Raw genomic sequence first — 24,734 nt, forward strand, 5'->3', positions numbered from 1 at the left:
TCAGGCCTCTTTCGCGCCCTCGACGGTCTCGCGGACCGCGTCGACGCCCTCGTCGTGGACCAGGTCGCCGACGACCACGGTGTCGGCGTGCCGTCCCATCTCGCGGGCCGTCTCGTAGTCGTGGACGCCGCCGCCGTAGAACAGCGCGGACTCGTCGAGCGCGTCGGCGGCGGCCGCGACGAGTTCGGGGTCGCCGAAGGTGCCCGAGTACTCGACGTAGACGACGGGCTGGCCCAGCTGGTGCTCGGCCACCTCGGCGTAGGCCGCGACGTCCTCGGCCGAGAGGTCGCAGTCGGCCTCGGTGTACTCGGCCACGCTGGCCTCGGGGTTGAGGACGACGTACCCCTCGGCGTGGGTCCGCGACCAGTCGACGTCGTCCATCCGCACCCACTCCTTGTGCGCGCCCGCGAGCCAGAACGGGTCGCCCGCGTTCAGCACCGTGGGCACGAGGTAGCCGTCGAGTTCCTCGCGCTCGACCACGACGGCCGGGTTCGACGGCTCCTGATAGACGGGCACGTCGTAGGTGCCACAGGCAGCGATGACTCGCTCCATCTTCTCCTCGGTCATCCCGGTCGTCCCGCCGATTTCGAGCGCGTCGGTGCCGGTCTCGCAGACGTCCTCGAACGTCTCGCCCGGCGCGAGGCTCTTGTCGGGGTCCAGCTTGACGACGTGCTCCCAGTCGGCCCACGGTGTACTCATTGGCTGAGCTATCCCCGGTCGAGGCCAAAACATCTTCGAAACGAGGGGACGGTCGGCGGGCGGACGCGACTCCGCGCGGGCGTCGCGGGCCGACGGGACCGTTCGACACTTTCATGTCGGTCGTGTTCGTGCCCCCACGTATTCCAGATGAGCCAATCGACGCTCTCGCGAACGCCGTTCCGGAACTCGAATCTGTTCTCCGGCTACTATCTCGACGAGCGAATCCACGACCGCGACGAGTGGGCCGACCCCGAGGGAGTCGAAGCGGCCTTCGAGCGACTGCAGGACCTGTACGAGACCGAGCGGGAACTGGTCGAGGGCCACAAGGAGGACGCGCTGATAGACAGCTGGATAGACCCCGTCCTCGACGTGCTGGGGTACGGCGCGCGCTCGGAGGCGACCCTGCCCGACGGCGGCGGGTACGTCGACCGACTGCTGTTCGAGTCGGAGGAGACCCGGCGCGAGGCCGAGATGGAGGGGATGGACGCCGGAGCCGGGGAGATGTTCAAGCGGGCGTCGGCGGTGATGGAAGCCAAGCAGTGGGGCGCGAACTTCACCGAGCGGTTCGACGAGGACCGCCAGTACCGCGACGCCTCCCACCAGGTGAAGTTCTACCTCGAACGGACCCCCGAACCGGTCAGGTGGGGCATCCTGACGAACGGCAAGAAGTGGCGGCTGTACGGCACCAAAGACTACGAGACCCAGACCTACTACGAGGTCGACCTGCCGGAGTTGCTCGACGCCGGGAACCTCGCGGAGTTCAAGTACTTCTACCTGTTCTTCCGGCCCCAGGCGTTCGCGGAGGTCGCGGGGACGAGCTTCCTCGATTCGGTCTGGAACGAGAGCGAGACCGCGGCCCAGGAGCTCGGCGAGGACCTGCAGGACAACGTGTTCACCGCGCTGCGGGTGCTCGGCAAGGGGTTCGTCGAGACGAACGACCTCGACATCGACCCCGACGACGAGGCGGCGCTGGACGAACTCAAAGAGCAGTCGCTGGTGTTGCTCTACCGGCTGATGTTCATCCTCTACGCCGAGTCGCGCCAGCTCGTCAACCCCGACGACCCGGAGGCCGAGCGCGAGTACGACGAGAACTTCAGCCTCGACCAGCGGCGGCTGGAAATCCTCGAAACCGTCGCGGACGGCGAGACGTTCGACGAGGCGTACAGCGAGTTCTCGACGGTCATCTGGCAGCGCCTGCGGAACCTCTTCGAGCTCATCGACGAGGGCAACGACGCGCTCGGGGTCACGGCGTACAACGGCGGGCTGTTCGACGCCGACGACCACGAGTTCCTCGCCGACAACGAGGTGTCCGACCGCTACCTCGCCGAGGTTATCTACCGGCTGTCGACCACGGAGACCGACGACGGGGAGTTCGTGCTGGCGGACTACGCCGACCTCGACACGCGCCACCTCGGGTCGATATACGAGGGGCTGCTCGAACACGAGTTCCGCATCGCGCCAGAGCAGTACGCGGCGGTGGCCGAGGACGGCGGGCAGGTGTGGAAGCCCGCGACCGAGGTGTCGGTCGCCGACGCGGTCGAGACGGTCCCCGAGGGGAGCCTGTACGTCGTCAACGACGAGGGCGAGCGCAAGGCGACCGGCGCGTACTACACGCCCGACTACGTGGTGACCTACATCGTCGAGGAGACGGTCGACCCGCTAATCGAGGAGATAGAAGACGACCTCGCGGCCACCGACCTCGAACCCGGCACCGTCGAGTACGTCACGGAGTTCTGGAAGCGCGTGCGCGAGCTGCGGATTCTCGACCCCGCGATGGGGAGCGGGCACTTCCTCACGAAGGCGACGGGGTACGTCGCCGAGCAGGTGATGGCGGAGGTCCGCGAGCTGGAGACCGCGACGCTGTTCGACGAGGAGCAGATTCGCCGGGCGGTCTCGAAGGAGTGCATCTACGGCGTCGACCGCAACGGCATGGCGGTGGAACTGGCGAAGCTGTCGATGTGGCTGGAGACGCTGTCGTCGGACCAGCCGCTGGCGTTTCTCGACCACCACCTCAAGACGGGCAACTCGCTGGTGGGGTCGGACATCACCGAAATCCTGTCGACCGACGACGACGGCCCCTCGGGCCAGACCACGCTGTCGGACTGGCTGACCCAGACCCGCCGCGAGGCGCTCGAACAGGTGATGGACCGGATGCAGGACCTGCTGGCCATCGAGAACGACTCGCTGGCCGACATCAAGGAGATGGAGCAGATGTACGCCGACATCCGCGAGGACTCGCTGTTCGTCCACCTGCTGGAGATGGCGTCGGTCCACACCGCCGGCCAGTTCGGCCTCGACGTGCCCGACGACGCCGACGAGCGGATGGCGAAGGCGCTCCGGGACGACTCGTGGGCGGACGTGTCGGGAACCGACTGGTTCGAGAGCGCGCAGGCGATGGCCGCCGAGGAGCGGTTCTTCCACTGGCAACTGGAGTTCCCCGAGGTGTTCTTCTCGGAGAGTGGTGCGGTGTCCGACGAGGCAGGGTTCGACGCTGTGGTCGGGAATCCGCCATATATCCGTAGTCGAAATCTCCCAGAGAGCCAAAAGTCATTCTACAAGAGCTACTACGAATCAGCGGAAGGAGCGTTCGACATTTACATTCTCTTCCTCGAACGCTTTGGAAAGTTGTCGGGAACTAGCTCGTTCATCATTCCAAATAAGTGGACGACGACGAACTACGGTCGCGAAATCCGAAACATTCTGCTCGATGACTACAAGGTGTCCGATATTGTAGACGTGTCCAATTTGGATGTTTTCCCTGATGCGGATATCTATCCTGTCATCGTCAAATACTCCGGCTCGTATGAAAGTGATTCTATCAACATTAAATCGGTTGACCACCCTCAGAACATTACGACGATAAATAGCGTCGCGGTTCCCCACGATTTCATCGACGAATTGGGCGATAGGGTCATTCCTGTAAATTTGGAATCTTCCTTCGAGACCATCGCTCAGAAAGCACTAGATTTCCCAACGAGGCTTGCGGACCACGTGAACATGACCGAGTGTATCCACACCGGAAATGTTCGGGACAAGCTCGTTGTCGAGGAAAAACAGGGCGATGAGTGTGAAAAGCTCATTGGCGGTAACGACATTAGTCGGTACGAAATCGATTGGGATGATAGATGGGTTCGGTACGACGAGTCCCTAATTGATTCTGAGTCCGGAGACTACGGGGATTTGAGAGACAGGGATATCTTCGACCGAGAAGAAAAGTTGTTCATCAGAGACATCAGCTATCGGCCGGTCGCGGTGTACGACGACGATAGCTTCTTCGCGTTGAACACCCTTTACTCCGTAAGGAAGACCGATGAAACTGAACTTCCACTACGGTATATTCTGGGAGTGTTCAACTCCGAGTTCGTAAACAAGTTCTATCGGCAAATGTATGGAGGTAACCACGTCAGCGGCGGGTACTTGCGATTTAAGCCGATGTTCTCCTACAACATTCCGATCCCAACTGACGGGGATATCAGTGACGAATTGCAAAAGGAGCTTGAATCACAACTTGACAATACGGATAGAGATGTCCGAGAGTGGATTTCCTACCTGACAAAAAAGATGGAGAAACATAAAAAACAGATTAACAATCTCAACCTCTCCCTCCTCGACCACCTCCGAATCGACCCCGAGTCCAGCGACCTCGACGGCCCCACCATCACCGAAATCGGCTTCAGCCAACCGCCGGCGAACAGCGCGGACTCCATCCTGAACGAGACCACCGAGACCAGAACCAAACTCCAGATAGAGCGTGCGAAGGTCGAGCGCGAGAGCCCCAACTCCGTCACCGTCCACCTCACGGCGCGGTACAAGCCCGACGAGGACGAGGCCGACGAGGACGACCTCGACCAGTACGGCTACACCGAGACGGAGTTCCTGCCCGCGCTCCGCATCACCGACCTGAGCGAGACCGAGGCCGACCTCGTGGAGGCGTTCGTCCCGGTCGCGGTCGAGGAGGCCGGCGGCTTCGCGGGCTTTCGCGACAACGCGACCAAGACGAACTCGCTGCTCGACCGACTCGAAAAGCTGACGCTCCCGGCGGTCGCGGACGTCGAGCGCGGCCTCGAAAGCTACGTCGAGACGAGCGCGCGCGCCGCGGACCTGGACGAGAAAATCGAGCGCACCGACGACCTCATCGACGAAATCGTCTACGAACTGTACGGCCTGACCGACGAGGAGATCGAAATCGTCGAGGACGCGGTCGGGGAGTGAGCGTGCGGTCCGAGCGAGCGCGCGGCCCCGCCGCCGACGACTCACTCCCGAACTCGCGCGTCCTCTATCCGGTGGGCGACCGCCACGAGGTCGCTGGCGGTCTCGAGCAGTTCGGTCATCATCGCCGAGGGGTCGACCTCGCCGGCGTCTTCGCCCGCGTCGGCGTCGCGGTCCCCGTCGACGTCGGCGAGCCGGTCGAGGTCGTCGGCGAGGGCCGCGCCCTGCTCGGCGAGCGCGGCGGTCTTGTTCCGGATGGACTCGGCGAGGACCTCGGGCGGGACGCCGCCGTCGGCCGCCAGCACGTCGTGGTCGTCCGTCGCTTCGACAGTTCTTTCCTCCGCGGCTCTCGAACTGGACATCGTCGTGGGTCTCCACGACACCCGGCAGGGTGTTCGGGCACCCTGTCACTTCCCGGAGTGACGCACCGAGCGTCGTGAGTTGTGCTTGTGCCCGGCGGCCCTTAAAATTAGGGAATATAGTCGAAGTCGGGCTTGTCGGCGTTCGTAGTGTCGTTGGTGGGTTTGTGACTCGAATTGCGTCCGGACGGCTCTCGGTGTACTCTCGGAGGCGGGGATAGCACTCACGTCCTCGAACGCCCTCGGCACGCTCTGCGACGACACTGGAACTGCAACCATAGCCTCGAACGCCCTCGGCACGCTCTCAGACAACAGGACAGTAACCACAGCCTCGAAAGCCCTCGGCGCGCTCGCCACCGTCAGACGTTCCTGCTCGCTTCGCTGCGCGGGCTGCGACTGACGAGGTCTCGTTCGCTTCGCTCACGAGACGGTCGCTCTGCGGGATATCCGACGGACGTAGTTGCGACGGATACTGGCCCGTAGAGACGACCACCCGAACGCGAGCGCGCCTCGCCCTTTCAGTCTGCCAAGGGCATCCGCACCCGCAACCGCACCGCTCCGCGACCGCACGGCACCGCCCCGCAACCGCCCCGCGACGGCGGGCCTCACGCCTCCCCAGCCTCGGCGAGCGCCTGAACGCGCTCGCCTCCACCGTCAGAGGCACGCTCTGACGAGCCCTCGTTCGCATCCGCTCACGAGGACCTCGCGCGTTTCGGCGTGACCACTTGCGGGTCACGCCAGCACGCGCCAACGTGGAAGAACGTCCGCGCGCCCGGCGACCGAGCGCACCCGGAGATGCCAACTATCATACGGAAGCCGACCGAACCGACTACCGTGCGATTCCGTCACCCCGAACTCCGCTCCCTCCCGGTCGCCCTCGGCGCGCTCGTCGGCATCGCGGGCGTTCTTGCCACGCCCGCGCCGTGGCCGACCGACCCCGTCACCAGCCTCGTCACCGGCACGTACGTCGGCATCCTCGCCTGGACGGTCGTCGAGCAGGTCCCGGACGCGGTCGACCGGGCGGTCGACGCCGGCGTCCACCGGCTCGCGGGCGGACTCGGTCTCCTCGGCGTCGTCGGCCTCCTCGGGGCGGGCCTGCTCGGCGGGTCGCCGCCCGACGAGGGGGCCGTAATCCGGCTGCTGGTCTTCGCGACCGCGCTCATTCTGGTCACCAGCATGGCCGACAACCGTCGCGGGACGCTGGTTCGCGAGCGCGAGCAGGTGCGAGCGACGGTCACGGCCGTCCAGCTCCGACGGTACCGCGTCGCGCTGTCGGTCGCAGCCACCGTCGTCGTCGGGAGCGCGCTCTCGCTGACGACGGGCGAGTTCCTCGCGGTCGGGACGGTCGCCGGCGGCGTCGTCGGTTCGACGGTCGGGGTCGTCCTCACCGGCCGGGAGGAGTACGAACTCCTCGCGCTCGACGACCACCTCCTGGTCCGGCAGGTCGGCGACACGGGCGGGACCGCAGTTCGGTGGGAGCGACTCCGGGACGTGAGCGTCGAGGGCGACCGACTCCGGGTCGCTCGCGGGCTCCCGTGGCCGACCGTCTACGCGGTCGACCTCTCGGCGGTCGAGGACCGGCGCGCGGTCCTCGGCGCGTTCCGGTCGTACCCCTACCTCCACTGACGGTCGAGGCCCGGGTACGGGGCGCGGAGTCACACCGTGTAGTCACCGTTTTACCCGTCGAGGCCCACTCGGCGAGTATGACAGACCTCGCTCTCGACGTGACTCTGGTGGACGGGTACGTCGACGAACCGGCCCACTTCGGCGTACCGCCGTACATCTCGACGTATCCGCGATACACCGCCGGCGCGATAGTCGATGCGGGCGTCCCCGCGGCCAACGTCACCTACCACACCATCGACGAGCTCCGGGACGACCGCCGGAAGTGGCTCGACGTCGAGGACGCCGACCTCATGGTCTACCTCGGCGGGATGACGGTGCCGGGCAACTACGTCGGCGGCACGCCGGCCGAACCAGACGAGGTGCGAAAGCTGGCGTGGACCGCCGAGGGGACGAGCCTGATGGGCGGTCCGGTCAAGTTCGGCGTCGGCGACGAGAACGCCGGGGCGACCGAGACCGAGCGCGACGATCTGGACTTCGACTTCGTGGCGAAAGGCGACGTGGAGGCGGCCGCCTACGACCTGCTCGACAGCGGGCTGGAGGGCTTTGGCGACCGGATGCGCGACAACGCCGAAATCGACCGGTGGGCCGCGAAGGGGGCGTTCGTCGTCGAACAGCACCCCAACCACCCCGACTACCTCATCTGCGAACTGGAGACCTCCCGGGGGTGTCCCTACCGGTGTTCGTTCTGCACGGAACCGCTGTACGGCGACCCCTCGTTCCGGCGGCCCGAGTCGGTCGTCCGCGAGGTCGAGACGCTGTCCGACCGGGGCGCGCGCCACTTCCGGCTCGGCCGGCAGGCCGACATCCTCGCGTACGGCGGCGACGGCGAGAAGCCCAACCCCGACGCCCTGCGCGAGCTCTACGGCGGCATCCGCGAGGTCGCGCCCGACCTCGAAACCCTCCACCTCGACAACATGAATCCCATCACCGTGGTCGAGTGGCCCGACCTCGCCCGCGAGGGCATCCGGGTCATCGCCGAGCACAACACGCCCGGCGACACCGCCGCGTTCGGGCTCGAATCCGCCGACCCCGTGGTCCAGGAGGAAAACAACCTGAACGTCACCGCCGAGGAGTGTTTCGAGGCCGTCAAAATCGTCAACGAGGAGGCGGGCTGGCGACCCGGCGAATCGCGCGAGGACGCGCCGACTCACGGGACGGAGGCCGCCGACCGCCTCCCCAAACTCCTGCCGGGCATCAACTTGCTCCACGGACTGAAGGGCGAGCGCGCCGAGACGTTCGAGCACAACGAGGCGTTCCTGAACCGGGTGTACGACGCGGGGCTGATGCTCCGCCGGGTCAACATCCGGCAGGTGATGGCGTTCGACGGCACGGAGATGAGCGACGTGGGCGCGGACATCGCCAACGACCACAAGAAGCTGTTCAAGCAGTACAAGCGCGAGGTCCGCGAGGAGATAGACAACCCGATGCTCCAGCGGCTCGCCCCGCCGGGCACGATACTGCCGGACGTCCACCTCGAATACCACGAGGACGGCAAGACGTTCGGCCGCCAACTCGGCACCTACCCGCTGTTGGTCGGCCTGCCGGGCGAGCGCGAACTGGGCCGGACGCTCGACGTCGCGGTGGTCGACCACGGCTACCGCTCGGTGACGGGCGTGCCCTACCCGCTGGACGTCAACAGCGCGTCGATGGACGAACTCGCGGCGATTCCCGGGCTCGGAAAGCAACGCGCGGGCAACGTGGTGGTCGACCGGCCGTACGAGTCGCCCGCGGAACTGTCCGAGGACGTGCGCGTCGACCTCGCGAAGTTCGCGACCGCGGAGACGCCCGAAGGCGCTGACTGAGCGGGAAAACGGGACCGCCGCGTCGCCGGGTCAGACGACCCGCGAGACGACTTTTCTGGCGACTAGCCCGGTCGAAATCGAGCAGCCGACGTACCACGCCAGCCAGACCTGTACCGGCCCGACCAGCGTGGCGGTCCACGCGACGTGGCCGAGCATCGGCACCGCGAACGCGGCGGGCGCGATGGCCGCCGTCGGCGCGAGGAACAGCCACCGGAGGTAGAGGAACGCCGGCACCGTGACGAGCATGCTCCAGACCGCCGGCCGGAACTGGCTCTTCATCGCGGTCATCCAGTCGACCATCAGCTCCTGCTGTTCGGTCTGTAGCTCCTCGACGGCGTCGTCGTCGTCGCGCTCGCGGGCGCTCTCCATCCGGTCGCGCAGGTCGTTCATCCGGTCGCGCAACTCGTCCATCCGGTCCTGATTCCGGAGCTTGAGGTTGAGCAGCGCCGACGACAGTCCCGTGGTCCCGGCCAGCAGGAGTATCAGCACCGAGAACGGCAGGACGGTGGTCGCCGGACCCAGCAGGGCCTGCATCGCGACGCCGACCGCCTCCTGAATCGGCGTGACGTAGTACCCCGACAGCAGGGCCAGCGAGGCCAGTCCGGCGAGCTTGTCGTACCGGCTCCAGCCGCGGGATTCGGTTGCCATAGCGACACGTTCGAAACGAGGGCGTATCAATCTGTTCCCGGGGCCGGTGGGCCGGTCGGCGGGCGTGGGCGAGCCGTCGGCGACAAGCGGGGTATTCAAATGCGTCCTGTGCGTATAGGGAGCCACATGACCAAGTATTCGACGGGTGGGTCGTCGGGCGGCAGCGGCGGCGGCTCCTGTGAGCTCTGCGGGAAGTCCTCGGACTCGCTGACCGACGTCAGCGTGGCCGGAGCCCAGTTGCAGGTGTGCTCGGAGTGTGCCTCGCACAACGACGACGTCGGGGCGGACGCGAGCGACGACGAGCGCGACCGCGAGCAAGAGCGCAAGAAGACGGCCGCCCGCAACACCGCGAAGGCCAGCGGGGTCTACGACGGCGACTCGCGCCACTGGGAGGAGGAGGGCACGAACTACGACGACGACCCCCTGCCGTATCTGGTGTCCGACTACGGCGAGCGGGTCGAGACGGCCAGACGCGACGCCGGCCTCCAGCGCGACGAACTCGCCGAGGAGCTCGACCTGCCCGAGAACGACCTGCTCGCGGTCGAACAGGGCCGGGCGAACCGGGCCAACGTCGCCGGCTCGGTGGTCCGGGCGCTGGCGGAGCGGCTGGACGTGGAACTGGTCGAAGAGACCTGAGACGGGCCGCCGACCGGCGGCCGCGCGCTCGCCCAACCGTTCTACGGGAAGACGCCCGACGACCATTCTACCGGAAGCGCTCCGACCACGCATTCTCCCGACGAGCGCTCGGTCACCCATTTCGCGCGATTCCGGTCGGCGGCCGGTCCGCCAGGGCGACCGCAGGCGGGTGGGGGCTCTCTCGGGTCCCGAACTGGCGACGTATCCGCGCGGCGTTCCGAGCCGACTCCCGAAATGTTATTCACGGCGCGAGTGGTGGTTTCGGGCATGGATATCGGCGTTCACACACCGCCGCTGTACGGAGAGTCGCTGGACGACGCGCTGGCGTACCTCGACGGCATCGGGGTCGACGCCGTCGAGCCAGGCGTCGGCGGGCATCCGGGCGACGACCACCTGCCCCGCGAGGAGTACCTCGACGACGAGGCGGCCCAGTCGGAGCTGGCCGACTTGCTCGACGAGTACGACATGCGCATCTCGGCGCTGGCGACCCACAACAACCCGCTGCATCCCGACGAGGAGGTAGCCGAGCGGGCCGACGTCGAACTCCGGGAGGCGGTCGAACTCGCCGCGCAGCTCGACGTTGGGACGGTGACGTGCTTTTCCGGACTGCCGGCCGGCGGGCCGAACGACGAGGTGCCCAACTGGATTACCGCGCCGTGGCCCGACGAGCACGCCGAGGCCCACGAGTACCAGTGGGAGGCGGTGGCGATTCCGTACTGGTCGGACCTCGCGGCCCACGCCGACGAGTACGGCGTCGACCTCGCCATCGAGATGCATCCCAACATGCTGGTGTACGAGCCGACCGGGATGCTCCGCCTGCGGGAGGCGACCAACGAGCGCGTGGGCGCGAACTTCGACCCCAGCCACCTCTACTGGCAGGGCGTCGAGGTGACCGACACCATCCGGCTGCTGGGCGAGCACGACGCCATCCACCACTTCCACGCCAAGGACACGAAGGTCTACGACGCCCAGGCCCGCCACAAGGGCGTCCTCGACACCACGCCGTACGACGAGGAAGCCGACCGCTCGTGGCTGTTCCGCTCGGTGGGCTACGGCCACGGCGAGGCCCACTGGAAGGACGTCGTCTCGACCCTGCGGATGGTGGGCTACGACGGCGCGCTCTCCATCGAACACGAGGACTCGCTGACCAGTTCCAGCGAGGGACTGGAGAAGGCGGTGGCGATGCTCCAGCGCGCGGTGTTCCGCGACCAGCCCGGCGACGCGTACTGGGCCTGACTCGGCCGGTTCCGAGTTCCGAGCCAGTGACGCTCGCCTTCGTCCTCGCTCTCGCCCTCGCTTCTCCGCCTTCGCCCTTGCTCTCGGTCCCCGCCGGCGCGAAAACGGACGAACTGAGAACCCGGCGCGCGCTGGCGCGGCCCGGAGTGGCCGCGCCGACATGCGCGAGGGAGGCGAGCGCGTTCAGGCGCTCGCCGAGGCTGGGGAGGCGTGAGGCCCGCCCTCGCGGTGGCGGGTGCGGGGCGGGGCGGTCGCGGCCGCGCCGTCCCTGGTGGACTGAACGGGCGAGGCGCGGTCGCGTGCAGTTCAGTCGCCTCAGCGACCGCTATCTCGGCCGGGCGGTGCGGAGAGGCCGAGATATGTCGCTGAGCGAGCGCGAGCGCGCCGAGGGCGTTCGAGGCTGTGGTTGCGTCGTAATCGTTGTTGAGCGCGCCGAGGGCGTTCGAGGCCGTGGTTGCAGTTCCAGTGTTGTCAGAGAGCGTACTGAGGGCTTCGGGGACTCGTCACGGGTTCCGGACCAATAGTTGTCCCAGAGCGCACCGAGCGGTTCGAGAAGCCCGTAATCGACTTCCCGTATCCGAACGCGACCATCGCCGAAGCCCTCGCGTTTATGGTCGCCGGGGCGTTAGGTTCGACCATGCCCGCCACGCTCGAAGTCAAGTGTACGAACGACGAGTGCGAACTGGACATGTTCGAGATGCACTACACCTACGACATGCCCGACGACGTCGGCCTCGACGAGTTCGAGTGCCCGTACTGCGCCCGGACCGACTCGCTCAGCGAGATCGAGCTATGACGCTGCGGGAGATGGGCCGCTCGCTGGGCGGCGCGGTGCTTCGGCGCGTCGGGCGCGCGGCCGGCAAGGTCCAGGAGTCCAAGCCGCTTCCCGTCGACGTGCTCGAGGGCGAGGACGCCTACCTCGCGGTGTTCGACGCGCCGGGCGCGACCGGCAGCGACGTGCAGGTCCGGTACGCCGACGGGGCCGTGCTGGTCCGCATCGACCGCTTCCGGGACTTCCACGAGGGCTTCGAGATGGTGTTTCCCGGCCGCGGGCTCTCGCTCGACGGTCGAGCCGACCTCCCGACCGACGCCGCCGTCGACGCCGAGTCGGCGACCGCCACCCTGACCGAGCACGGCACCCTGCAGGTCCGCGTGCCGAAGGTCGTCGAGGCGAGCGAGGGGTCGGACGCCCCATCTGCCGAGGCCTGAGCGTCGCCGACCGGCTATTCTCTCGTCATCCCCTCTCGAATCTCGAACGCCTCGTCGCCGTCGAACCGCGAGGGGTCGAACTCGGGAAGAGGGTTCCCGCCCCGAATCGCCTCGGCGGCCGCCTCGCCCGTCGCGGGCGCTCGCATGAACCCGTGGCCCTGCCACCCCGCCGCGACGTAGAGTCCGTCCCGCACCTCGCCCAGCAGGGGGTCGCGGTCGGGCGTCGCCACGCACAGGCCCGCCCACGACTCCCGGACCGCGCCGAACTCGCCAAGTCGGTGGCCCAGGCGCTCGCGGGTGACCTCGCGGAACGCCCGGTCGGCGTCGCGGGCCCAGTCGTCGGGGTCGCTCTCGACCTCTTCGGTGCCGTCGCCGACCAGCAGTCCTTCGGGGTGGGGTCGGAGGTAGTAGCCGGCGGTCGCGTCGTACAGCATCGGCAGGTCGACCCGTCGGCCCTCGGCGAAGCCGGCGGTCAGCGCCTGCACGCGGTAGGGTTTGAGCGGGACCGGGACGCCGGCCCGGGCCAGCACGCGCGCGGTGTGTGGGCCCGCCGCGACGAGAACCGCGTCGAACGACTCGGACGCCTCGCGGGTCCCGGAGTCGTCGCCCTCGACTTCCAGCGCCTCGGCGTCGACGCTCGCCGCGACGCCGGTCCGGAGGGTCGCGCCCGCCGCGCGAGCCTCGTCGGCGAGCAGGTCGGCGTAGCTTCCGGGGTCGGTCCAGCCCGCGTTCTCCGCGACCGCCGCGACCGACACGTCGCGCCAGTCGACCGTGGGGAATCGCTCCCGGAGGTCTGCGGGGTCGGCGAGAGCGACGTCCCGGCCCTGCTCGCGCATGCGGTCGACCTGCTCGCGGACGACCCCGGCGCGCTCGTCGTCGCCCTCGCGGGCGAACCAGACGTATGGCGTCTCGTTGAACTCGAACTCACCCTCGCCGGAGAACTCGCGGAATCGCTCAAGCGCGCGGTCGCCGACCCGCGCGTCCTCCGGGGCGGCGTAGGCGTCGTAGAGGAGGCCTGCGGCCCGGCCGGTGCTACCGCTTCCGATTTCGTCCTTCTCGTAGAGGACCACCTGCTCGCCCGCTCGCGCGAGGTCGTAGGCCGCCGTGACCCCGACCCCGCCGCCGCCGACGATACCGATTTTCATGGTCGGGCGATGGGCGGTCGGGCACTTAGAGGGGTCGGTCGGCGCGCGCGAGGGTGGCGTTCGATTCCGAGTCGGTCGCCAGCGCGACGAGGCTCTCCGCGTCGGCGCGCGCTGGCGCGCCCCCCGTGGCGCGCCACGATGCGCGAGGGACGAGTAGCGCAGCGGAGCGAAGCGACCGAGCAACGGAGGAGGCTGGGGAGGCGTGAGGCCCGTCGTCGTGGTCGCGGGGGCGGTCGCGGTTGCGGTCCTCACTGGCTCAAGCAGTCGTCGCGGTCATTCCGGTTCGATTTAAATAGAGCGGTTGCTGTGCGGGGTCGTGCAGTCACGGTCCTCACTGGCGCAAGCAATCGGAGCGGTTACTTCCGGTTCGATTTAAACAGAGCGGTTGCGGTCCTCGGTGGCTCACGCGACAGCCGTACTCGCCGCGCGCTCGCTTCGATAGAACTGTCACTCCTCGCGCGTCTCGGCGTCGAGCAACACGTCGGTCGCGGTCGCGGTCGCCGGGCCGGGCGTCTCCTCGCGGGCGAACCGCGCGACCGCCGCCTGCGCGTCCCGGACCGAGCAGTCCCCGGTTTCGAGCGCGGCCAGCAGGCGCTGGTAGAGGCGCAACTCGGCTTCGAGCGCGGCCCGAAGCTCCTCGCGGGCGTCCCCGTAGGACTGCTCCTCGTCGAGGAACGCGTGGAGCTTGGTGCTGTACTCTCTGAGCCGGCGCTTGGTGTCCTCGGTCACGTCGGGGTGGGAGAGCAGGTCCGCCGCCGGAATCTCGTCGGGGTCCGGGTCGTCGCCCTCCGAGTTCGCCCCCGATTCGCGTATCTCGTCGCGCGCGAGCGACGTGACCGTCTCGTACTTCGAGACCAGTTCCGTCCGGGTCTCGCGGCTCCGTTCGGTCCACGACTCGAGCACGCCGACGGCGTCGCCGACCGCCTCGATGCGGGCCGACGTCCGGCGTCGGAACTCCGGGGCGTCGTCGGCCGCGACCGACTGCACCGCCTCGACGAACGTTGGCATGGGCGGGGCTACGGCCGCCCGACGGATGCGTGTTCGGGAACGCAGCGCCTGGCGACGGGGCGACAGCGAAGCGAAAGGCTTCCACCGTCCCGGCCCCTCGACTCGCCCGATGGAAACGGGTTCGATACCTGTGGCCGACCTCCCCGGCGGACTCGACCTGCAGGCGACGCTCGAGAGCGGCCAGACCTTCCGCTGGCGGCGCGACGACGGGCGAGCCTACGAGAGCGACGACCCGACCGGCGGGTCGGCCTGGTACTACACCGTCGCGGGCGGGGTCGAAAGCGGGCGCGAGTGGGGTTCGGACGACCACGAGGTCGTCCGCGTCCGCCAGCGCGACGGCCTGCTCGAATGGGAGGCGACGACCGACGCCGACCCCCTGCTGGTCGAGTGGCTCCGGCTCGACGACGACCTGCCGGCCATCTTCGAGGCGGTGCCGGACGACCCGCTTTTGGCCGACGCGCGCGAGGCCTACCGGGGCCTGCGCGTCGTGAACGACCCCTTCTTCCCGTGTCTGGTGTCGTTCATCTGCTCGGCCCAGATGCGGGTCGCGCGCATCCACGGGATGCAGACCGCGCTCGCCCGCGAGTTCGGCGAGCAGGTCGCGGTCGACGGCCGGACCTACCACGCCTTCCCGACGCCCGAGCGCCTCGCGGCCGCGACCGAATCAAAACTCCGCGAGCTGGGGCTGGGGTATCGTGCGCCCTACGTCCGGCGCTCGGCCGAACTGGTCGCCACGGGCGAGGTGACGGCGGCCGACGTGGCCGGACTCGACTACGAGGCCGCCCGCGAGGCGATGCAGGCGTTCGTCGGCGTCGGCGACAAAGTGGCCGACTGCGTGTTGCTGTTCGCGCTGGGCTACCTGGAGGCGGTGCCCCTCGACACGTGGATTCGTACGGCGGTCGCCGACCACTACCCCCACTGCGAGCGCGACTCGTACGCCGAGACCTCGCGGGCGCTCCGGGCGGAGTTCGGCGGCGAGTTCGCGGGCTACGCCCAGACGTACGTGTTCCACTACCTCAGAACGCGCGGGTGAGAACCTCCTCAGAATGCGCGGGTGAGAACCTCCTCAGAATGCGCGGGTGAGAATCGGCGCTCGCGGCCGAGCGCTCACGCGACGTCGCCAGCGCCCCGACCCGACGAATTGCGCCCGATGGTGGGAATCTCGCCCGTCTCGGCGAGGCTCTTGAACCGGTCGAGCGCGGTGCCCGCCAGCGCTTCGGGGACGACGCCCAGTGCGCTCAGGGCGGCGTCGCCGACCCGACCACCCGGCGGGTCGAACTCCAGCGTCAGGGTCACTTCCGTCCCGCGGTCGCCGGGAGCGGGCCGGAACCGGACCGACCCGGTGGCGGGCAGCGCCGCGCCCTCGACCGACTCCCAGCGCAGGCGTTCGCCCGGGCGGTCCTCGACTATCTCGGCGTCCCACTCCACGCTCCGGTCGAACGGCCCGGTCACGCGCCAGTGGTGGCGGTCCTCGCCACCGGACGTGACGGACACCGAATCCCCGAGGACGCGCGACAACTCCTCGGGGTCGCGCCAGAACTCGTGGAGTTCGTCGGCCGGCCTGCCGACCGTGACGGTTCGTTCGACCGGCGGCGCGGGCGAGTCCGGCCGGGAACGGCCGGACTCGCCGACCGCGGTGCCCGCGTCGGTCGCGGTGGCGGCGTGGCTCTCCCGGCCGGCGTCACCGCCCCCGGCGACGCCGCGATACAGGAGCCAGCCGCCGGCGAGCGCCAGCGCCACACCGGGCAGCGAGCGGCGGCGCGCTCCCAGCGTCAGGAGCGCGCCGCCGAGTGCGGTCGTGGCCAGCCGTGCCAGTCGGTTGGTGTCACCGCCCGCCGCCGGGCTCCTGACGTCGATATCGGCCGGCAGGTCGTCACTCGCCGCTGTCATGGTAGCTCCCCCGGACCGCTGGTGGTTGGTCCCCCGACTCGCGTTCCCCCCGGTAATCGGTGTCGTTCGGCGTCACGGTAGGTCCCCACCCAAGACTGGGCGGATTCGCCATTGTATCTTGTGCCCGGCGTCGCCGGCGGCCTCCCGTCGGCGTCGCCCCCGCCGAGGGGGAGCCCCCGTCGCGCCCGCCACCGATAATTAGTTCCTACTCCGACACAACCGGTGCCGGCCGGGCGAGAACGAGGATTATTTACTCGGATTCGGAATCAAAAACACGGAGACGGGAGTCGAACGGTTCGGGTAAATGGCGCATAATTATAGGTGCGGGTACGCTCTCTCCGCACGATGTCAGAATCCGGGACGACAGCGCAACCGCCCTCGACGGACCCTCCGGACCCCGTCGAGGCCGAGAACGTCGAACACGACCCGTCGCCCGAGCGCCTGCGCGAACTGTCGGCGCACCTCGAAACCACCACGGAGTTCGGGTCGCCGTCGTACGTCAGCGACCAGCGCTCGCGCAACGCCGACCGGACGAAGAACGCGGTCGACGACGGCTTCGACGCGACCGACTACGCCCGCGTCGAGGAAGCGTTCGCGCGCGCCGCCGACCGCGAGATGGTCTGTGTCGACCGCCGGATGGGACGCCACCCCGACCACTCGTACGTCTGCCGGCTCTACGTCCCGAGCGAGTACGGTCGCATCGCGCTGGCGTGGGCGAAGCTGTTCGAACCGGTCGACGGGGACGAACCGGTCGACGGAGGCGACGAAGCCGGTCCCGCGCCCGACCCCGACTTCGTGACGGTCCAGCTTCCGGACGCCGAGGAGGTCGCGGTCCGCGTCCTGCCCGACGAGGGCGTCACGGCGGTCCTCGGCAGCGACTACACCGGCGAGGCCAAGAAGTCGTTCCTCCGGCTGTTCATGTACTACGCCAAGCGGAAGGGCGGGCTGGGTCTCCACGCCGGGAGCAAGCGCGTGCGCCTCGAAACCGACGCGGGCGAGTCGGCCGAGGTCGGCCAGTTGTTCCTCGGGCTGTCGGCCACCGGCAAGTCGACGCTCACGGCCCACGGCCTCTGGCTGGACGAGGACGCGGGCGAGGACGCCGCAATGTTACAGGACGACGTGTGCGCGCTGTTGCCCGACGGCTCGGTCGCGGGCAGCGAGGGCAACGGGCTGTACATCAAGACGCTCGGCCTCGACGCCGACGAACAGCCGGCGCTCCACGACGCGGTGACCCACGAGTCGGCGGTGCTGGAGAACGTCGACGTGGCCGAGGACGGCACCGTCGACTTCGATTCGGACGAGCACACGGCCAACGGCCGGGCGGTAATCGAGCGCGACCACCTCTCGTCGGCCGACGAGGCCATCGACCTCGACGGGGTCGACCAAGTGTTCTTCATCACGCGCAACCCCGTGATGCCCCCGGTCGCGAAGCTCTCGCCCGAGGAGGCCGCCGCCGGGTTCATGCTCGGCGAGTCGGTCCAGACCAGCGCGGGCGACCCCTCGAAGGCGGGCGAGTCGATTCGCGTGGTCGGCACCAACCCCTTCATCGTCGGGTCGAAAGGCGAGGAGGGCAACCGCTTCCGGGAGCTGGCGACCCGGCTCGACCTCGATTGCTACGTCCTCAACACCGGGCATCTGGGCGGCCGGGACGTGGGCGTCGAGCAGTCGGTGACGCTCCTCAGGGAGATCGCGCGGGGCACGGTCGCGTGGACCGACGACGAGGCCACCGGGCTGACGGTGCCAAGCGAGGTGCCCGGACTGGACGTCGAGGCGTACGACGTGGCCGACAACGTCGAGAACCTCGACGAGAGGTTGGCGACGCTCCGGGCCGAGCGTCGCGCTCACCTCGACACGTTCGAGGACCTCGACGACGAGATTCGGGACGCGGTGTACTGACTCGGGCGGGTCGGACCGGACGCGGTCGGCCCGACTACGGGCCGTCCCGCGAGCAGGTGTCGATTCCGAGCAGCGCGTTCACGCCGCAGAACTGGGTCGCGGCGTTGAACAGCAGTCCCGCGCCCGCGAGCGCGGCGACCGCTCCGAGGCCGCGTCGCTGCGCGAGGACGGCGACGACCGCCACCCCGACCAGCGCCGCGCCGACGACTCCGCGAGCGATTCGGTCGAGTCCGCCGACGTTCTTTCGGAATTCCATGCCGGACGATTTCGGCCGGACGCAGTTAATTCTACCCCGGCAGTTCGCGCTCGACGGCACCTGACGCTCCGCGCTCGGTGACACCGACCACGGGAACGTGGTCGGTGACACAGACCACGGGAACGCGGTCGGTGACACAGACCACGGGAACGCGGTCGGTGACACAGACCACGGGAACGCGGTCGGTGACACAGACCACGGCAAACGCCCGACGACCCAATCGTCCGGGCGGACTGAAAGGGGCCGCCCGCTCGCGTCCATTTTAGTCGTCTCAGCGACCACTATCCGAGCGAGCGGGGGCTTTCGGGAGGTCGTTCCCGGCCGTGTTTTCTCGGGTTTGAACATCACCGAGGCATCGGACCGAGCGGGGGCTTTCGGGGGCTCGTTGCGCCGTATTGTAGCGTCTCGCAGTTCGACGACTCTGAAACGTCAGGTCGATGGAGTTGTCACAGCCAGACGAACCGACCGAACGACTGCGTGAGCCACCGAGTACCGCACCGCAACCGCCATCACAACCGCGACCGCACGACAGCCCCACACCTCGATCACGGGTCAGTTACCGACTCGTGAGCGCGCCTGACGGCTCGCTCCAGCGCGTCGCGGTCGGGCGCGAACAACAGATGCGAGCCACAGTCACAATCGGACGCGCCCAGACCCGCGACCGCTTTGCAGTCGGCGTCCGAGGAGATATCGCGACTCACCGCACACTCGGCGTCGACGCCGGCGGAGGTCACGGCCTCCGCGAACCGACTCTCGGGGTGGCCCAGCAGGTAGTCGACGTGCCAGTGGCGGACGTCGCGCTCCCCGCGAGCGAGTTCGCGATGGCGTTCGACCCGCGAGAAGCCGCCGGGCCCGAACGCGGTGCCGACGTAGGCGTACCAGCCGGCCGGGAGGTCACGTCGGCCCGCCGCGCCGAACTCGATGGCCGCGGCTTCGGGGAGTTCGATCAACAGCGTGTAGGTTCCCCGGGGCATCGCCGCCCTACAGGTCCTGGAAGGCCCCGACGAAGTCCTCGTGGTCGTTCAGTTGCGCGCGGATGTCCTCGACGTCCTTCCGGAGCACCTCGATATCGGAGCGAAGCTCGCGGTACTCCTCGGTGGCTTCGAGGGCCTCGGGGTCCTTCTCGGCTTCGAGGACCGCCTTCTTCGAGACCAGCGAGAAGTACTCCTGGAGCTGGCCGCTGTAGTCGACGCGAGTGAGCATCTGCTCGACCGTTCCCTGGAGGTCCTCCCGGGACACCGGCTTGACGAGGTAGTCGTCGAACCCCATCTCCAGGATGTCGAAGTCCGGCTTGACCGCCGTCACCATGACGACCCGACAGTCGATGTCGCGCTCGCGAATCTCCTCGAGTACCTCGTCGCCGGACTGGCCGGGCATCCGGCGGTCGAGGAGAACGACGTCTACGGACTCGTCGAGGACGTCGAGCGCCTGCTCGCCTTCGTAGGCACTCCGCACGCGATAGTCGTCCTGGAGCCACATCGCGTAGAGGTCGGCAACGTCTCGCTCGTCGTCGACGACGAGAACGGTCGATTGATCCGGGGACATAGTCGTGTCGAGCGCGACTCGTGACCGCGATTACCGAGTGAATCATGCAACAAGATAGACTTATATCTTGTGGTTGGTGAACGGAAATGATTCGACCCCGACGCTGGCACCCGATTTTCCGCCCGGTCCGGAACGCGATTCCCGGGTTCGATTGCCGGTTTTGTTCGCGCCAGACACCGCAACAACTAATTGGAGGGGTTGCGTACCCACGAGTGGCTATGTCGAAGACCAGTGATCGTTTTTGCCACGGGCAGTGACTCGGGACCGACGCCCGAGCAGCGTTTCGACCGACTCGTCGACCTGCCGCCGAGTTCGAAACTCGTCTACCGGACGCTGGACGAGGACGGCCCGCTGACACAGCGGGGGATACGACAGCGGGCGCTACTCCCCGCGAGGACGACTCGGGACGCCCTCGCCAAACTCAAGGAGGCCGACCTCGTCGAGGAGCGGATGTACGTCCCCGACGCGCGCAAGCGACTGTACGCGCCCCGGCCGGTCGTCCGACCCGACGAGGTGGACCTGAGCGCGTAAGCCGACGGGCGCGGTAGCGCTCTTCCGGACGGTACTTAAAGAAGCGCCATACCAAGCAGTACAGCTATACGAGTACCGGACCAGCATTCGGACGCCTGCAGAGGGGACGTTCGGACTCCGGTCCGACGGACCCTCCGGTTGCCGGCCGGAGGTCCCCGCCGTCGCAGGCAACCGAGTCGTACGTCAACCACTGTGCCTCTGACACCGGGCGGTCGAACGCGCCGCCCTGATTTTCCGCGGTCGTATCGGCCTCGCTCGCGTCTCGTAGCGACGCGACCCCCGCTCACGCGGTCGACAGCCCCTCGACGTTCTGCTGGAGCCGTATCGACGCCGTGACGAGGAATCCGGCGACGAGCACGACGAACACGTTCTTGACCGCCTGAACCACGACGGGGTCGACCCCGACCGCGACGCCGAGGTCCGCCACGCCGAGCACGCCCAGCGACACCAACACCGGAAGGAGGTGTCGCCGGAGGGTGTCGAGCGAGGTGCCCCGGGCCATCGCCTCCAGTTTCTCGGCGAACACCGCGCCGTACGTGGCGAACGCGACGCTCCCGAGCGCCTTGACGAGCCCGGTGACCGCCGACTGGCCGATGACCAGCACCGCGACCCACTCGACGAGGATGACGCCGACGAACGCCGCCTCCAGTCGACGCAGGGTCGCCAGCGAGTACCGCCGGTCGTCGGGCGGCGGTGCCAGCGCGGAGTTGAAGTACACCTCCCGCATCGAGAACGCGAGGAAGACGATACACAGCAGCAACGCCCCGTTGCCGAACGCGGTCAGCGCGCGCGAGTCGACGACCGCGGCCCCGACTCCGAACACGCCGTACAGACCGGCCGTCGCGGCGACCAGCCCGAGGTAGCGCCAGAACGGCCCCTGGGACGCCAGCCGGTTGAGCCGGAGGTTCAACACCACGTAGTAGCCGAACACGCCGGCGGCGGCGACCAACAACACCGACCCGAGGAAGTGGACGGCCGCGGCACTGGCGTCCCCGACGTGGGCCGTGAGCGGCGCGAGCGCCATGTCCGTCCGGGGGGAGGCGTCGAGCCCACTTAAGCGGGGTGGACCGCCGCCCCGGGATTGAAGCGTCTCGCGCCCGTGTACTCGAACGTGCAGTCGCGCGACCCCGACGAGGCGGCCTGCCCGGTGTGTGGACAGCCGTACGACCAGCGCGTCGTCGTCGAGCGGGGTGACCGATGGGCCGACGTGTTCGGCGGCCCGCCGTTCTCGACCCTGTCGAAGTACAGCCGTCGGTGCGCGAGTCGGACGGACGTCGAGGAGGAGCGCCAGCGCGGTCCGGGCGAGCAGGTGGTGTACCTCCACGACGACGGGCCGGCGGGCGGTCGGTAGTCGGTCGCGGCCCCGACGAAAGTGCAGCTCTAGGGGCCCGCTCCTCAGGGCTCCCAGTCGGTCGGGCCGTGCTCGGCGGCGACGACCTCCAGTCGCCGCCGGAGGTCCTCGGCGGTCTCGAACCGGGCGCGCTTCTCCTTGGTGAGCGCCCGCTCGACCACGTCGTCCACGGACCCGGGGAGGTCGGGCGCGAACTCGCTGGGGGTCGGCGGCGGCTCGCTCCGGACGCGCCGAGCGACGGTCGCGGGGTCGCCCGCGAACGGCGGCCGGCCGGCGAACAGGACGTAGCAGAGCGCGCCGAGCTGGTAGACGTCCGTGGCGGGGTCGGGCCGGCCGAACTCGTCGGGCGCGAGGTGTTCGGGCGCGGCGAACGCCGGCGGCACCGGCGGCGTCCGGACCGCGGCGAGCGCCTCGCCGAACCCCCAGTCGCCGACCTTGGGGACGGGCCACGCGCCAAGCGCCCGCGAGAGCCCGACCGCGCCGGGCCGGAGCGCGCCGTGGACCACGCCGCGTGCGTGAGCGTGACACACCGCGGTCGTCACGCGGTGGGCGTACCACAGCGCGCGGTCGAAACCGACGCGGCCGACGTGGTCCCGGAGCGTTCCGGCGTCGGCGAACTCGGTGGCGAGCCACGGCCGCGGAGTCCGTCCCCGGTCGAGCACCGGCAGGACGTGGTCGTGGTCGTCGACGCCCGCCCACGCGCGAAACGCCGCTTCGACGACCGACGGGTCCACGTCCGCGTCCGACCGGAGCGTCCGCACCGTCGTCACGACCCCCTGCGGGTCCTCGGCTCCGGCGGGTGCCCGGGCCTTCACGGCGGTCGTGAGCGGGTCGCCTCCGAGGTCGCCGAGCGACTGTAGCTCCGCGCGCTCGGCGTCGAACGGCGACGGCTCGGTGATGCGGTCGGGCGGGCCGAGCGACTCGACCGAGTCGCTCGGCCCGGTCGTCGCCTGCTCGTCGTCGGCGTCGGACTCCGAGCCGCCGACCCGGACGGGCGAGTCCCCGGATTGCTCGTCGTCGGTCGCCACGACCACCTCCGCGTCGTCGGGCAGGAGGTCCGCCACCTCCGAGGTGGCCGCGATGGTCTCCGGAAACCCGTTCTCGTCGAGTTGCCGGACGAGCAACTGGAGGGTTTCGGCGGCGTATTGGCGGGCCAGCCCGTCGTCGTTCCGGACGACGGCCACGAGTCGGTCCAGAGCGGGCTTGGCCGCGAACGGGAACTCGCTGGCCACGTCGGACACCGCCAGCACGGTGTTCTCGCGGACCAGCGGGTCGTCGTCGGTGAGGCTGTCGGCCAGCGCCGACACGGCGGGCCGGACGCGCTCGGGGTGGCCGTCCGCGACGGTCGCCATCGCCCACGAGGCACCCCGGCGGACCCACTGGTCGTCGTCGTCCAGCAGCGGCGCGAGCGTCGACTCCACTGGGAGCCGCCACGACCTGTCGGGGTGGTCGGTCGCGAGTTCGGCGATGTCCCACGCCGCCTCCGCCCGCTCTTCGGGGTCCTCATCGCCGAGGCGCGCGAACAGTTGGTCGAGGTGGGCCGGGTCGGGGTCCGAGTCCAGTCGGGCGTTCGCGCGAATCCGCCGGGCGCGCTCGCGGAGTCGGTCGGCGCGAGCGCTGGTGGCGTCGGCGTCGCGCTCGTCGACACCCCGTTCTCCGGCGTCGCGCTCGTCGCCAGGCATCGATACGGAACCGGTGTCGCGCCGGCGATAAAAGGATTCGCGTCGTGGCGAAACCGCGGTCGACTTCGGCGAGCGAATCGGCCGACGGCAGCGACTCAGGGCAACTCGACGTCGACGCCCGTCTGTCGGCTCGCGGCCGCGACCGTGTTGTACAGCAACATCGCGCGGGTCATCGGGCCGACGCCGCCGGGGACCGGCGTGATGGCGCTGGCTTTCTCCTCGGCGCTGTCGAACTCGACGTCGCCGACGAGTTCGTACCCCTTGTCGGTGTCGGCCTCCACGCGGTTGATGCCCACGTCCACCACGACCGCGCCCTCGGCGAGCATCGACCCGTCTATCATCTCGGGGACGCCGGCGGCCGCGACCACGACGTCCGCATCGCGGGTCTTGGCCGGGAGGTCCTCGGTCCGGGAGTGACACAGCGTCACGGTGGCGTTGCCGAGGTCGGTCTTCTGAACGAGCAGGTTGGCCAGCGGCTTGCCCACGATGTCCGACCGGCCCAAGATAGTCACGTCCGCGCCCTCGGTCTCGACGTCGGCCGCGTCGAGGAGCTTCTGGACGCCGTGGGGCGTGCAGGGCTTGAAACGGGGATTGCCGGCGACGAGTCGGCCCACGTTCTCGGGGTGGAAGCCGTCGACGTCCTTCTGCGGGTCGACTGCTCGCACGACCTCGCGGTCGTCGACGTGGTCGGGGACCGGCATCTGGACGAGGACGCCGTGGACCTCGGGGTCGGCGTTGAGGTCCGCGACGGTGTCGTAGAGTTCCTCGGCGGGCGCGTCGGGGTCTATCTCGACGTGGATGCCCTCGATGCCGACCTCCTCGCAGTCGCGCTGTTTCATCGAGACGTAGGTCTCGCTCGCGGGGTCGTCGCTCATCAGCACGGTGGCGAGCCCTGGCCGGACGCCGGCGTCGGCCAGCGTCTCGATGCTCGCTCGGAGGTCCGACCGCAGTTCGGCGGCGACGGCGTCGCCGTCGATGATGTCCGTCATTGGGAGTGAGTGGGACG

The 24,734-nt window shown here is 68.8% G+C and carries 24 protein-coding genes; 11 read left to right on the top strand and 13 right to left on the bottom strand.

Annotation, left to right across the window (positions count from 1 at the left end; all coding sequences use genetic code 11):
* On the bottom strand, nucleotides 1-699 hold the full coding sequence (locus EPL03_RS07185; protein ID WP_135828680.1) for a phosphoglycerol geranylgeranyltransferase: 699 nt from the start codon (nucleotides 697-699) through the stop codon (nucleotides 1-3).
* A 147-nt stretch (nucleotides 700-846) separates the two neighbouring features.
* On the opposite strand from EPL03_RS07185, the gene EPL03_RS07190 reads away from it, so the two are divergent.
* Nucleotides 847-4,911, top strand: coding sequence for an Eco57I restriction-modification methylase domain-containing protein (locus EPL03_RS07190; RefSeq protein WP_135828681.1), 4,065 nt, complete (start codon nucleotides 847-849; stop codon nucleotides 4,909-4,911).
* A 41-nt stretch (nucleotides 4,912-4,952) separates the two neighbouring features.
* On the opposite strand, the gene EPL03_RS07195 is transcribed toward EPL03_RS07190, so the two are convergent.
* Nucleotides 4,953-5,270: a hypothetical protein gene (locus tag EPL03_RS07195; protein ID WP_135828682.1), complete on the bottom strand. Its 318-nt coding sequence runs from the start codon at nucleotides 5,268-5,270 to the stop codon at nucleotides 4,953-4,955.
* Nucleotides 5,271-6,101: 831 nt separating this feature from the next.
* Between EPL03_RS07195 and EPL03_RS07200 the strand changes: the two genes are divergently transcribed.
* Complete coding sequence (locus tag EPL03_RS07200) at nucleotides 6,102-6,893, top strand: hypothetical protein (protein WP_135828683.1); 792 nt, start codon at nucleotides 6,102-6,104, stop codon at nucleotides 6,891-6,893.
* Nucleotides 6,894-6,970: 77 nt separating this feature from the next.
* Nucleotides 6,971-8,695 carry a radical SAM protein gene (locus tag EPL03_RS07205; protein ID WP_135828684.1) on the top strand — a complete coding sequence of 575 codons (1,725 nt, stop codon included), beginning with the start codon at nucleotides 6,971-6,973 and terminating at the stop codon, nucleotides 8,693-8,695.
* A gap of 30 nt (nucleotides 8,696-8,725) precedes the next feature.
* Here EPL03_RS07205 and EPL03_RS07210 read toward each other — a convergent pair whose 3' ends face one another.
* Nucleotides 8,726-9,343 (bottom strand): DUF106 domain-containing protein, encoded by a 618-nt coding sequence (locus EPL03_RS07210; RefSeq protein ID WP_135828685.1) that lies wholly within the window; start codon nucleotides 9,341-9,343, stop codon nucleotides 8,726-8,728.
* Nucleotides 9,344-9,469: 126 nt separating this feature from the next.
* Here EPL03_RS07210 and EPL03_RS07215 point away from each other — a divergent pair, with 126 nt between their 5' ends.
* The 4 genes from EPL03_RS07215 to EPL03_RS07225 all read left to right on the top strand — a co-directional run bounded on the left by EPL03_RS07215 (nucleotide 9,470) and on the right by EPL03_RS07225 (nucleotide 12,424).
* On the top strand, nucleotides 9,470-9,979 hold the full coding sequence (locus tag EPL03_RS07215; RefSeq protein WP_135828686.1) for a helix-turn-helix domain-containing protein: 510 nt from the start codon (nucleotides 9,470-9,472) through the stop codon (nucleotides 9,977-9,979).
* Between the two features lie 267 nt (nucleotides 9,980-10,246).
* Nucleotides 10,247-11,215 carry a sugar phosphate isomerase/epimerase family protein gene (locus tag EPL03_RS07220; protein WP_135828687.1) on the top strand — a complete coding sequence of 323 codons (969 nt, stop codon included), beginning with the start codon at nucleotides 10,247-10,249 and terminating at the stop codon, nucleotides 11,213-11,215.
* A 637-nt stretch (nucleotides 11,216-11,852) separates the two neighbouring features.
* On the top strand, nucleotides 11,853-12,011 hold the full coding sequence (locus tag EPL03_RS19875) for a DUF7559 family protein (protein ID WP_168216206.1): 159 nt from the start codon (nucleotides 11,853-11,855) through the stop codon (nucleotides 12,009-12,011).
* Nucleotides 12,008-12,424 (top strand): Hsp20/alpha crystallin family protein, encoded by a 417-nt coding sequence (locus EPL03_RS07225; protein ID WP_135828688.1) that lies wholly within the window; start codon nucleotides 12,008-12,010, stop codon nucleotides 12,422-12,424. The genes EPL03_RS19875 and EPL03_RS07225 overlap by 4 nt, the downstream gene beginning before the upstream one ends.
* A gap of 14 nt (nucleotides 12,425-12,438) precedes the next feature.
* On the opposite strand, the gene EPL03_RS07230 is transcribed toward EPL03_RS07225, so the two are convergent.
* Both EPL03_RS07230 and EPL03_RS07235 read right to left on the bottom strand, forming a co-directional pair.
* Nucleotides 12,439-13,569, bottom strand: coding sequence for an NAD(P)/FAD-dependent oxidoreductase (locus tag EPL03_RS07230; RefSeq protein WP_135828689.1), 1,131 nt, complete (start codon nucleotides 13,567-13,569; stop codon nucleotides 12,439-12,441).
* Nucleotides 13,570-14,016: 447 nt separating this feature from the next.
* Complete coding sequence (locus EPL03_RS07235; protein WP_135828690.1) at nucleotides 14,017-14,577, bottom strand: hypothetical protein; 561 nt, start codon at nucleotides 14,575-14,577, stop codon at nucleotides 14,017-14,019.
* A 109-nt stretch (nucleotides 14,578-14,686) separates the two neighbouring features.
* On the opposite strand from EPL03_RS07235, the gene EPL03_RS07240 reads away from it, so the two are divergent.
* The gene (locus EPL03_RS07240; protein ID WP_135828691.1) at nucleotides 14,687-15,610 is read left to right on the top strand and encodes a DNA-3-methyladenine glycosylase family protein; all 924 of its coding nucleotides are present in this window, start codon (nucleotides 14,687-14,689) and stop codon (nucleotides 15,608-15,610) included.
* A 74-nt stretch (nucleotides 15,611-15,684) separates the two neighbouring features.
* Here EPL03_RS07240 and EPL03_RS07245 read toward each other — a convergent pair whose 3' ends face one another.
* Nucleotides 15,685-16,467, bottom strand: coding sequence for an SRPBCC family protein (locus EPL03_RS07245; protein WP_135828692.1), 783 nt, complete (start codon nucleotides 16,465-16,467; stop codon nucleotides 15,685-15,687).
* A 345-nt stretch (nucleotides 16,468-16,812) separates the two neighbouring features.
* On the opposite strand from EPL03_RS07245, the gene EPL03_RS07250 reads away from it, so the two are divergent.
* Complete coding sequence (locus EPL03_RS07250; RefSeq protein ID WP_135828693.1) at nucleotides 16,813-18,363, top strand: phosphoenolpyruvate carboxykinase (ATP); 1,551 nt, start codon at nucleotides 16,813-16,815, stop codon at nucleotides 18,361-18,363.
* A 34-nt stretch (nucleotides 18,364-18,397) separates the two neighbouring features.
* On the opposite strand, the gene EPL03_RS07255 is transcribed toward EPL03_RS07250, so the two are convergent.
* From EPL03_RS07255 to EPL03_RS07265, 4 genes are all read right to left on the bottom strand, one after another.
* The gene (locus EPL03_RS07255; RefSeq protein WP_135828694.1) at nucleotides 18,398-18,619 is read right to left on the bottom strand and encodes a YgaP-like transmembrane domain; all 222 of its coding nucleotides are present in this window, start codon (nucleotides 18,617-18,619) and stop codon (nucleotides 18,398-18,400) included.
* 31 nt (nucleotides 18,620-18,650) lie between these two features.
* Nucleotides 18,651-18,818, bottom strand: a complete 168-nt coding sequence (locus EPL03_RS19880; RefSeq protein ID WP_168216207.1) for a hypothetical protein — start codon at nucleotides 18,816-18,818, stop codon at nucleotides 18,651-18,653.
* 346 nt (nucleotides 18,819-19,164) lie between these two features.
* Nucleotides 19,165-19,593, bottom strand: a complete 429-nt coding sequence (locus EPL03_RS07260) for a GIY-YIG nuclease family protein (protein WP_135828695.1) — start codon at nucleotides 19,591-19,593, stop codon at nucleotides 19,165-19,167.
* Nucleotides 19,594-19,600: 7 nt separating this feature from the next.
* The gene (locus tag EPL03_RS07265) at nucleotides 19,601-20,164 is read right to left on the bottom strand and encodes a HalX domain-containing protein (protein WP_135828696.1); all 564 of its coding nucleotides are present in this window, start codon (nucleotides 20,162-20,164) and stop codon (nucleotides 19,601-19,603) included.
* 231 nt (nucleotides 20,165-20,395) lie between these two features.
* Here EPL03_RS07265 and EPL03_RS07270 point away from each other — a divergent pair, with 231 nt between their 5' ends.
* Complete coding sequence (locus tag EPL03_RS07270) at nucleotides 20,396-20,695, top strand: MarR family transcriptional regulator (protein WP_135828697.1); 300 nt, start codon at nucleotides 20,396-20,398, stop codon at nucleotides 20,693-20,695.
* Nucleotides 20,696-20,978: 283 nt separating this feature from the next.
* Here EPL03_RS07270 and EPL03_RS07275 read toward each other — a convergent pair whose 3' ends face one another.
* Nucleotides 20,979-21,719 (bottom strand): hypothetical protein, encoded by a 741-nt coding sequence (locus EPL03_RS07275; protein ID WP_135828698.1) that lies wholly within the window; start codon nucleotides 21,717-21,719, stop codon nucleotides 20,979-20,981.
* A gap of 87 nt (nucleotides 21,720-21,806) precedes the next feature.
* On the opposite strand from EPL03_RS07275, the gene EPL03_RS07280 reads away from it, so the two are divergent.
* Nucleotides 21,807-22,046 carry a hypothetical protein gene (locus EPL03_RS07280; protein ID WP_135828699.1) on the top strand — a complete coding sequence of 80 codons (240 nt, stop codon included), beginning with the start codon at nucleotides 21,807-21,809 and terminating at the stop codon, nucleotides 22,044-22,046.
* Between the two features lie 44 nt (nucleotides 22,047-22,090).
* Here EPL03_RS07280 and EPL03_RS07285 read toward each other — a convergent pair whose 3' ends face one another.
* Together EPL03_RS07285 and EPL03_RS07290 are read right to left on the bottom strand one after the other, a co-directional pair.
* Complete coding sequence (locus tag EPL03_RS07285) at nucleotides 22,091-23,728, bottom strand: HEAT repeat domain-containing protein (RefSeq protein WP_135828700.1); 1,638 nt, start codon at nucleotides 23,726-23,728, stop codon at nucleotides 22,091-22,093.
* A gap of 95 nt (nucleotides 23,729-23,823) precedes the next feature.
* A complete protein-coding gene (locus EPL03_RS07290; protein WP_135828701.1) occupies nucleotides 23,824-24,717 on the bottom strand; it encodes a tetrahydrofolate dehydrogenase/cyclohydrolase catalytic domain-containing protein in 894 nt (297 codons plus the stop codon).
* Nucleotides 24,718-24,734: the final 17 nt, after the last annotated feature.

Source organism: Halorussus halobius (genome assembly GCF_004765805.1).
In the GTDB taxonomy this organism is placed as follows: Archaea; Halobacteriota; Halobacteria; order Halobacteriales; family Haladaptataceae; genus Halorussus; species Halorussus halobius.

Excerpts from the sequence above, each read along its gene's own strand:
- EPL03_RS07255 (WP_135828694.1), bottom strand. The coding sequence starts at position 18,619 with ATGGAATTCCGAAAGAACGTCGGCGGACTCGACCGAATCGCTCGCGGA.
- EPL03_RS07250 (WP_135828693.1), top strand. The coding sequence starts at position 16,813 with ATGTCAGAATCCGGGACGACAGCGCAACCGCCCTCGACGGACCCTCCG.
- EPL03_RS07240 (WP_135828691.1), top strand. The coding sequence starts at position 14,687 with ATGGAAACGGGTTCGATACCTGTGGCCGACCTCCCCGGCGGACTCGAC.
- EPL03_RS07265 (WP_135828696.1), bottom strand. The coding sequence starts at position 20,164 with ATGTCCCCGGATCAATCGACCGTTCTCGTCGTCGACGACGAGCGAGAC.
- EPL03_RS07205 (WP_135828684.1), top strand. The coding sequence starts at position 6,971 with ATGACAGACCTCGCTCTCGACGTGACTCTGGTGGACGGGTACGTCGAC.
- EPL03_RS07195 (WP_135828682.1), bottom strand. The coding sequence starts at position 5,270 with ATGTCCAGTTCGAGAGCCGCGGAGGAAAGAACTGTCGAAGCGACGGAC.
- EPL03_RS07230 (WP_135828689.1), bottom strand. The coding sequence starts at position 13,569 with ATGAAAATCGGTATCGTCGGCGGCGGCGGGGTCGGGGTCACGGCGGCC.
- EPL03_RS19875 (WP_168216206.1), top strand. The coding sequence starts at position 11,853 with ATGCCCGCCACGCTCGAAGTCAAGTGTACGAACGACGAGTGCGAACTG.
- EPL03_RS07290 (WP_135828701.1), bottom strand. The coding sequence starts at position 24,717 with ATGACGGACATCATCGACGGCGACGCCGTCGCCGCCGAACTGCGGTCG.
- EPL03_RS07260 (WP_135828695.1), bottom strand. The coding sequence starts at position 19,593 with ATGCCCCGGGGAACCTACACGCTGTTGATCGAACTCCCCGAAGCCGCG.
- EPL03_RS07190 (WP_135828681.1), top strand. The coding sequence starts at position 847 with ATGAGCCAATCGACGCTCTCGCGAACGCCGTTCCGGAACTCGAATCTG.
- EPL03_RS07185 (WP_135828680.1), bottom strand. The coding sequence starts at position 699 with ATGAGTACACCGTGGGCCGACTGGGAGCACGTCGTCAAGCTGGACCCC.
- EPL03_RS07275 (WP_135828698.1), bottom strand. The coding sequence starts at position 21,719 with ATGGCGCTCGCGCCGCTCACGGCCCACGTCGGGGACGCCAGTGCCGCG.
- EPL03_RS07285 (WP_135828700.1), bottom strand. The coding sequence starts at position 23,728 with ATGCCTGGCGACGAGCGCGACGCCGGAGAACGGGGTGTCGACGAGCGC.
- EPL03_RS07215 (WP_135828686.1), top strand. The coding sequence starts at position 9,470 with ATGACCAAGTATTCGACGGGTGGGTCGTCGGGCGGCAGCGGCGGCGGC.
- EPL03_RS07225 (WP_135828688.1), top strand. The coding sequence starts at position 12,008 with ATGACGCTGCGGGAGATGGGCCGCTCGCTGGGCGGCGCGGTGCTTCGG.
- EPL03_RS07235 (WP_135828690.1), bottom strand. The coding sequence starts at position 14,577 with ATGCCAACGTTCGTCGAGGCGGTGCAGTCGGTCGCGGCCGACGACGCC.
- EPL03_RS07220 (WP_135828687.1), top strand. The coding sequence starts at position 10,247 with ATGGATATCGGCGTTCACACACCGCCGCTGTACGGAGAGTCGCTGGAC.
- EPL03_RS07210 (WP_135828685.1), bottom strand. The coding sequence starts at position 9,343 with ATGGCAACCGAATCCCGCGGCTGGAGCCGGTACGACAAGCTCGCCGGA.
- EPL03_RS07245 (WP_135828692.1), bottom strand. The coding sequence starts at position 16,467 with ATGACAGCGGCGAGTGACGACCTGCCGGCCGATATCGACGTCAGGAGC.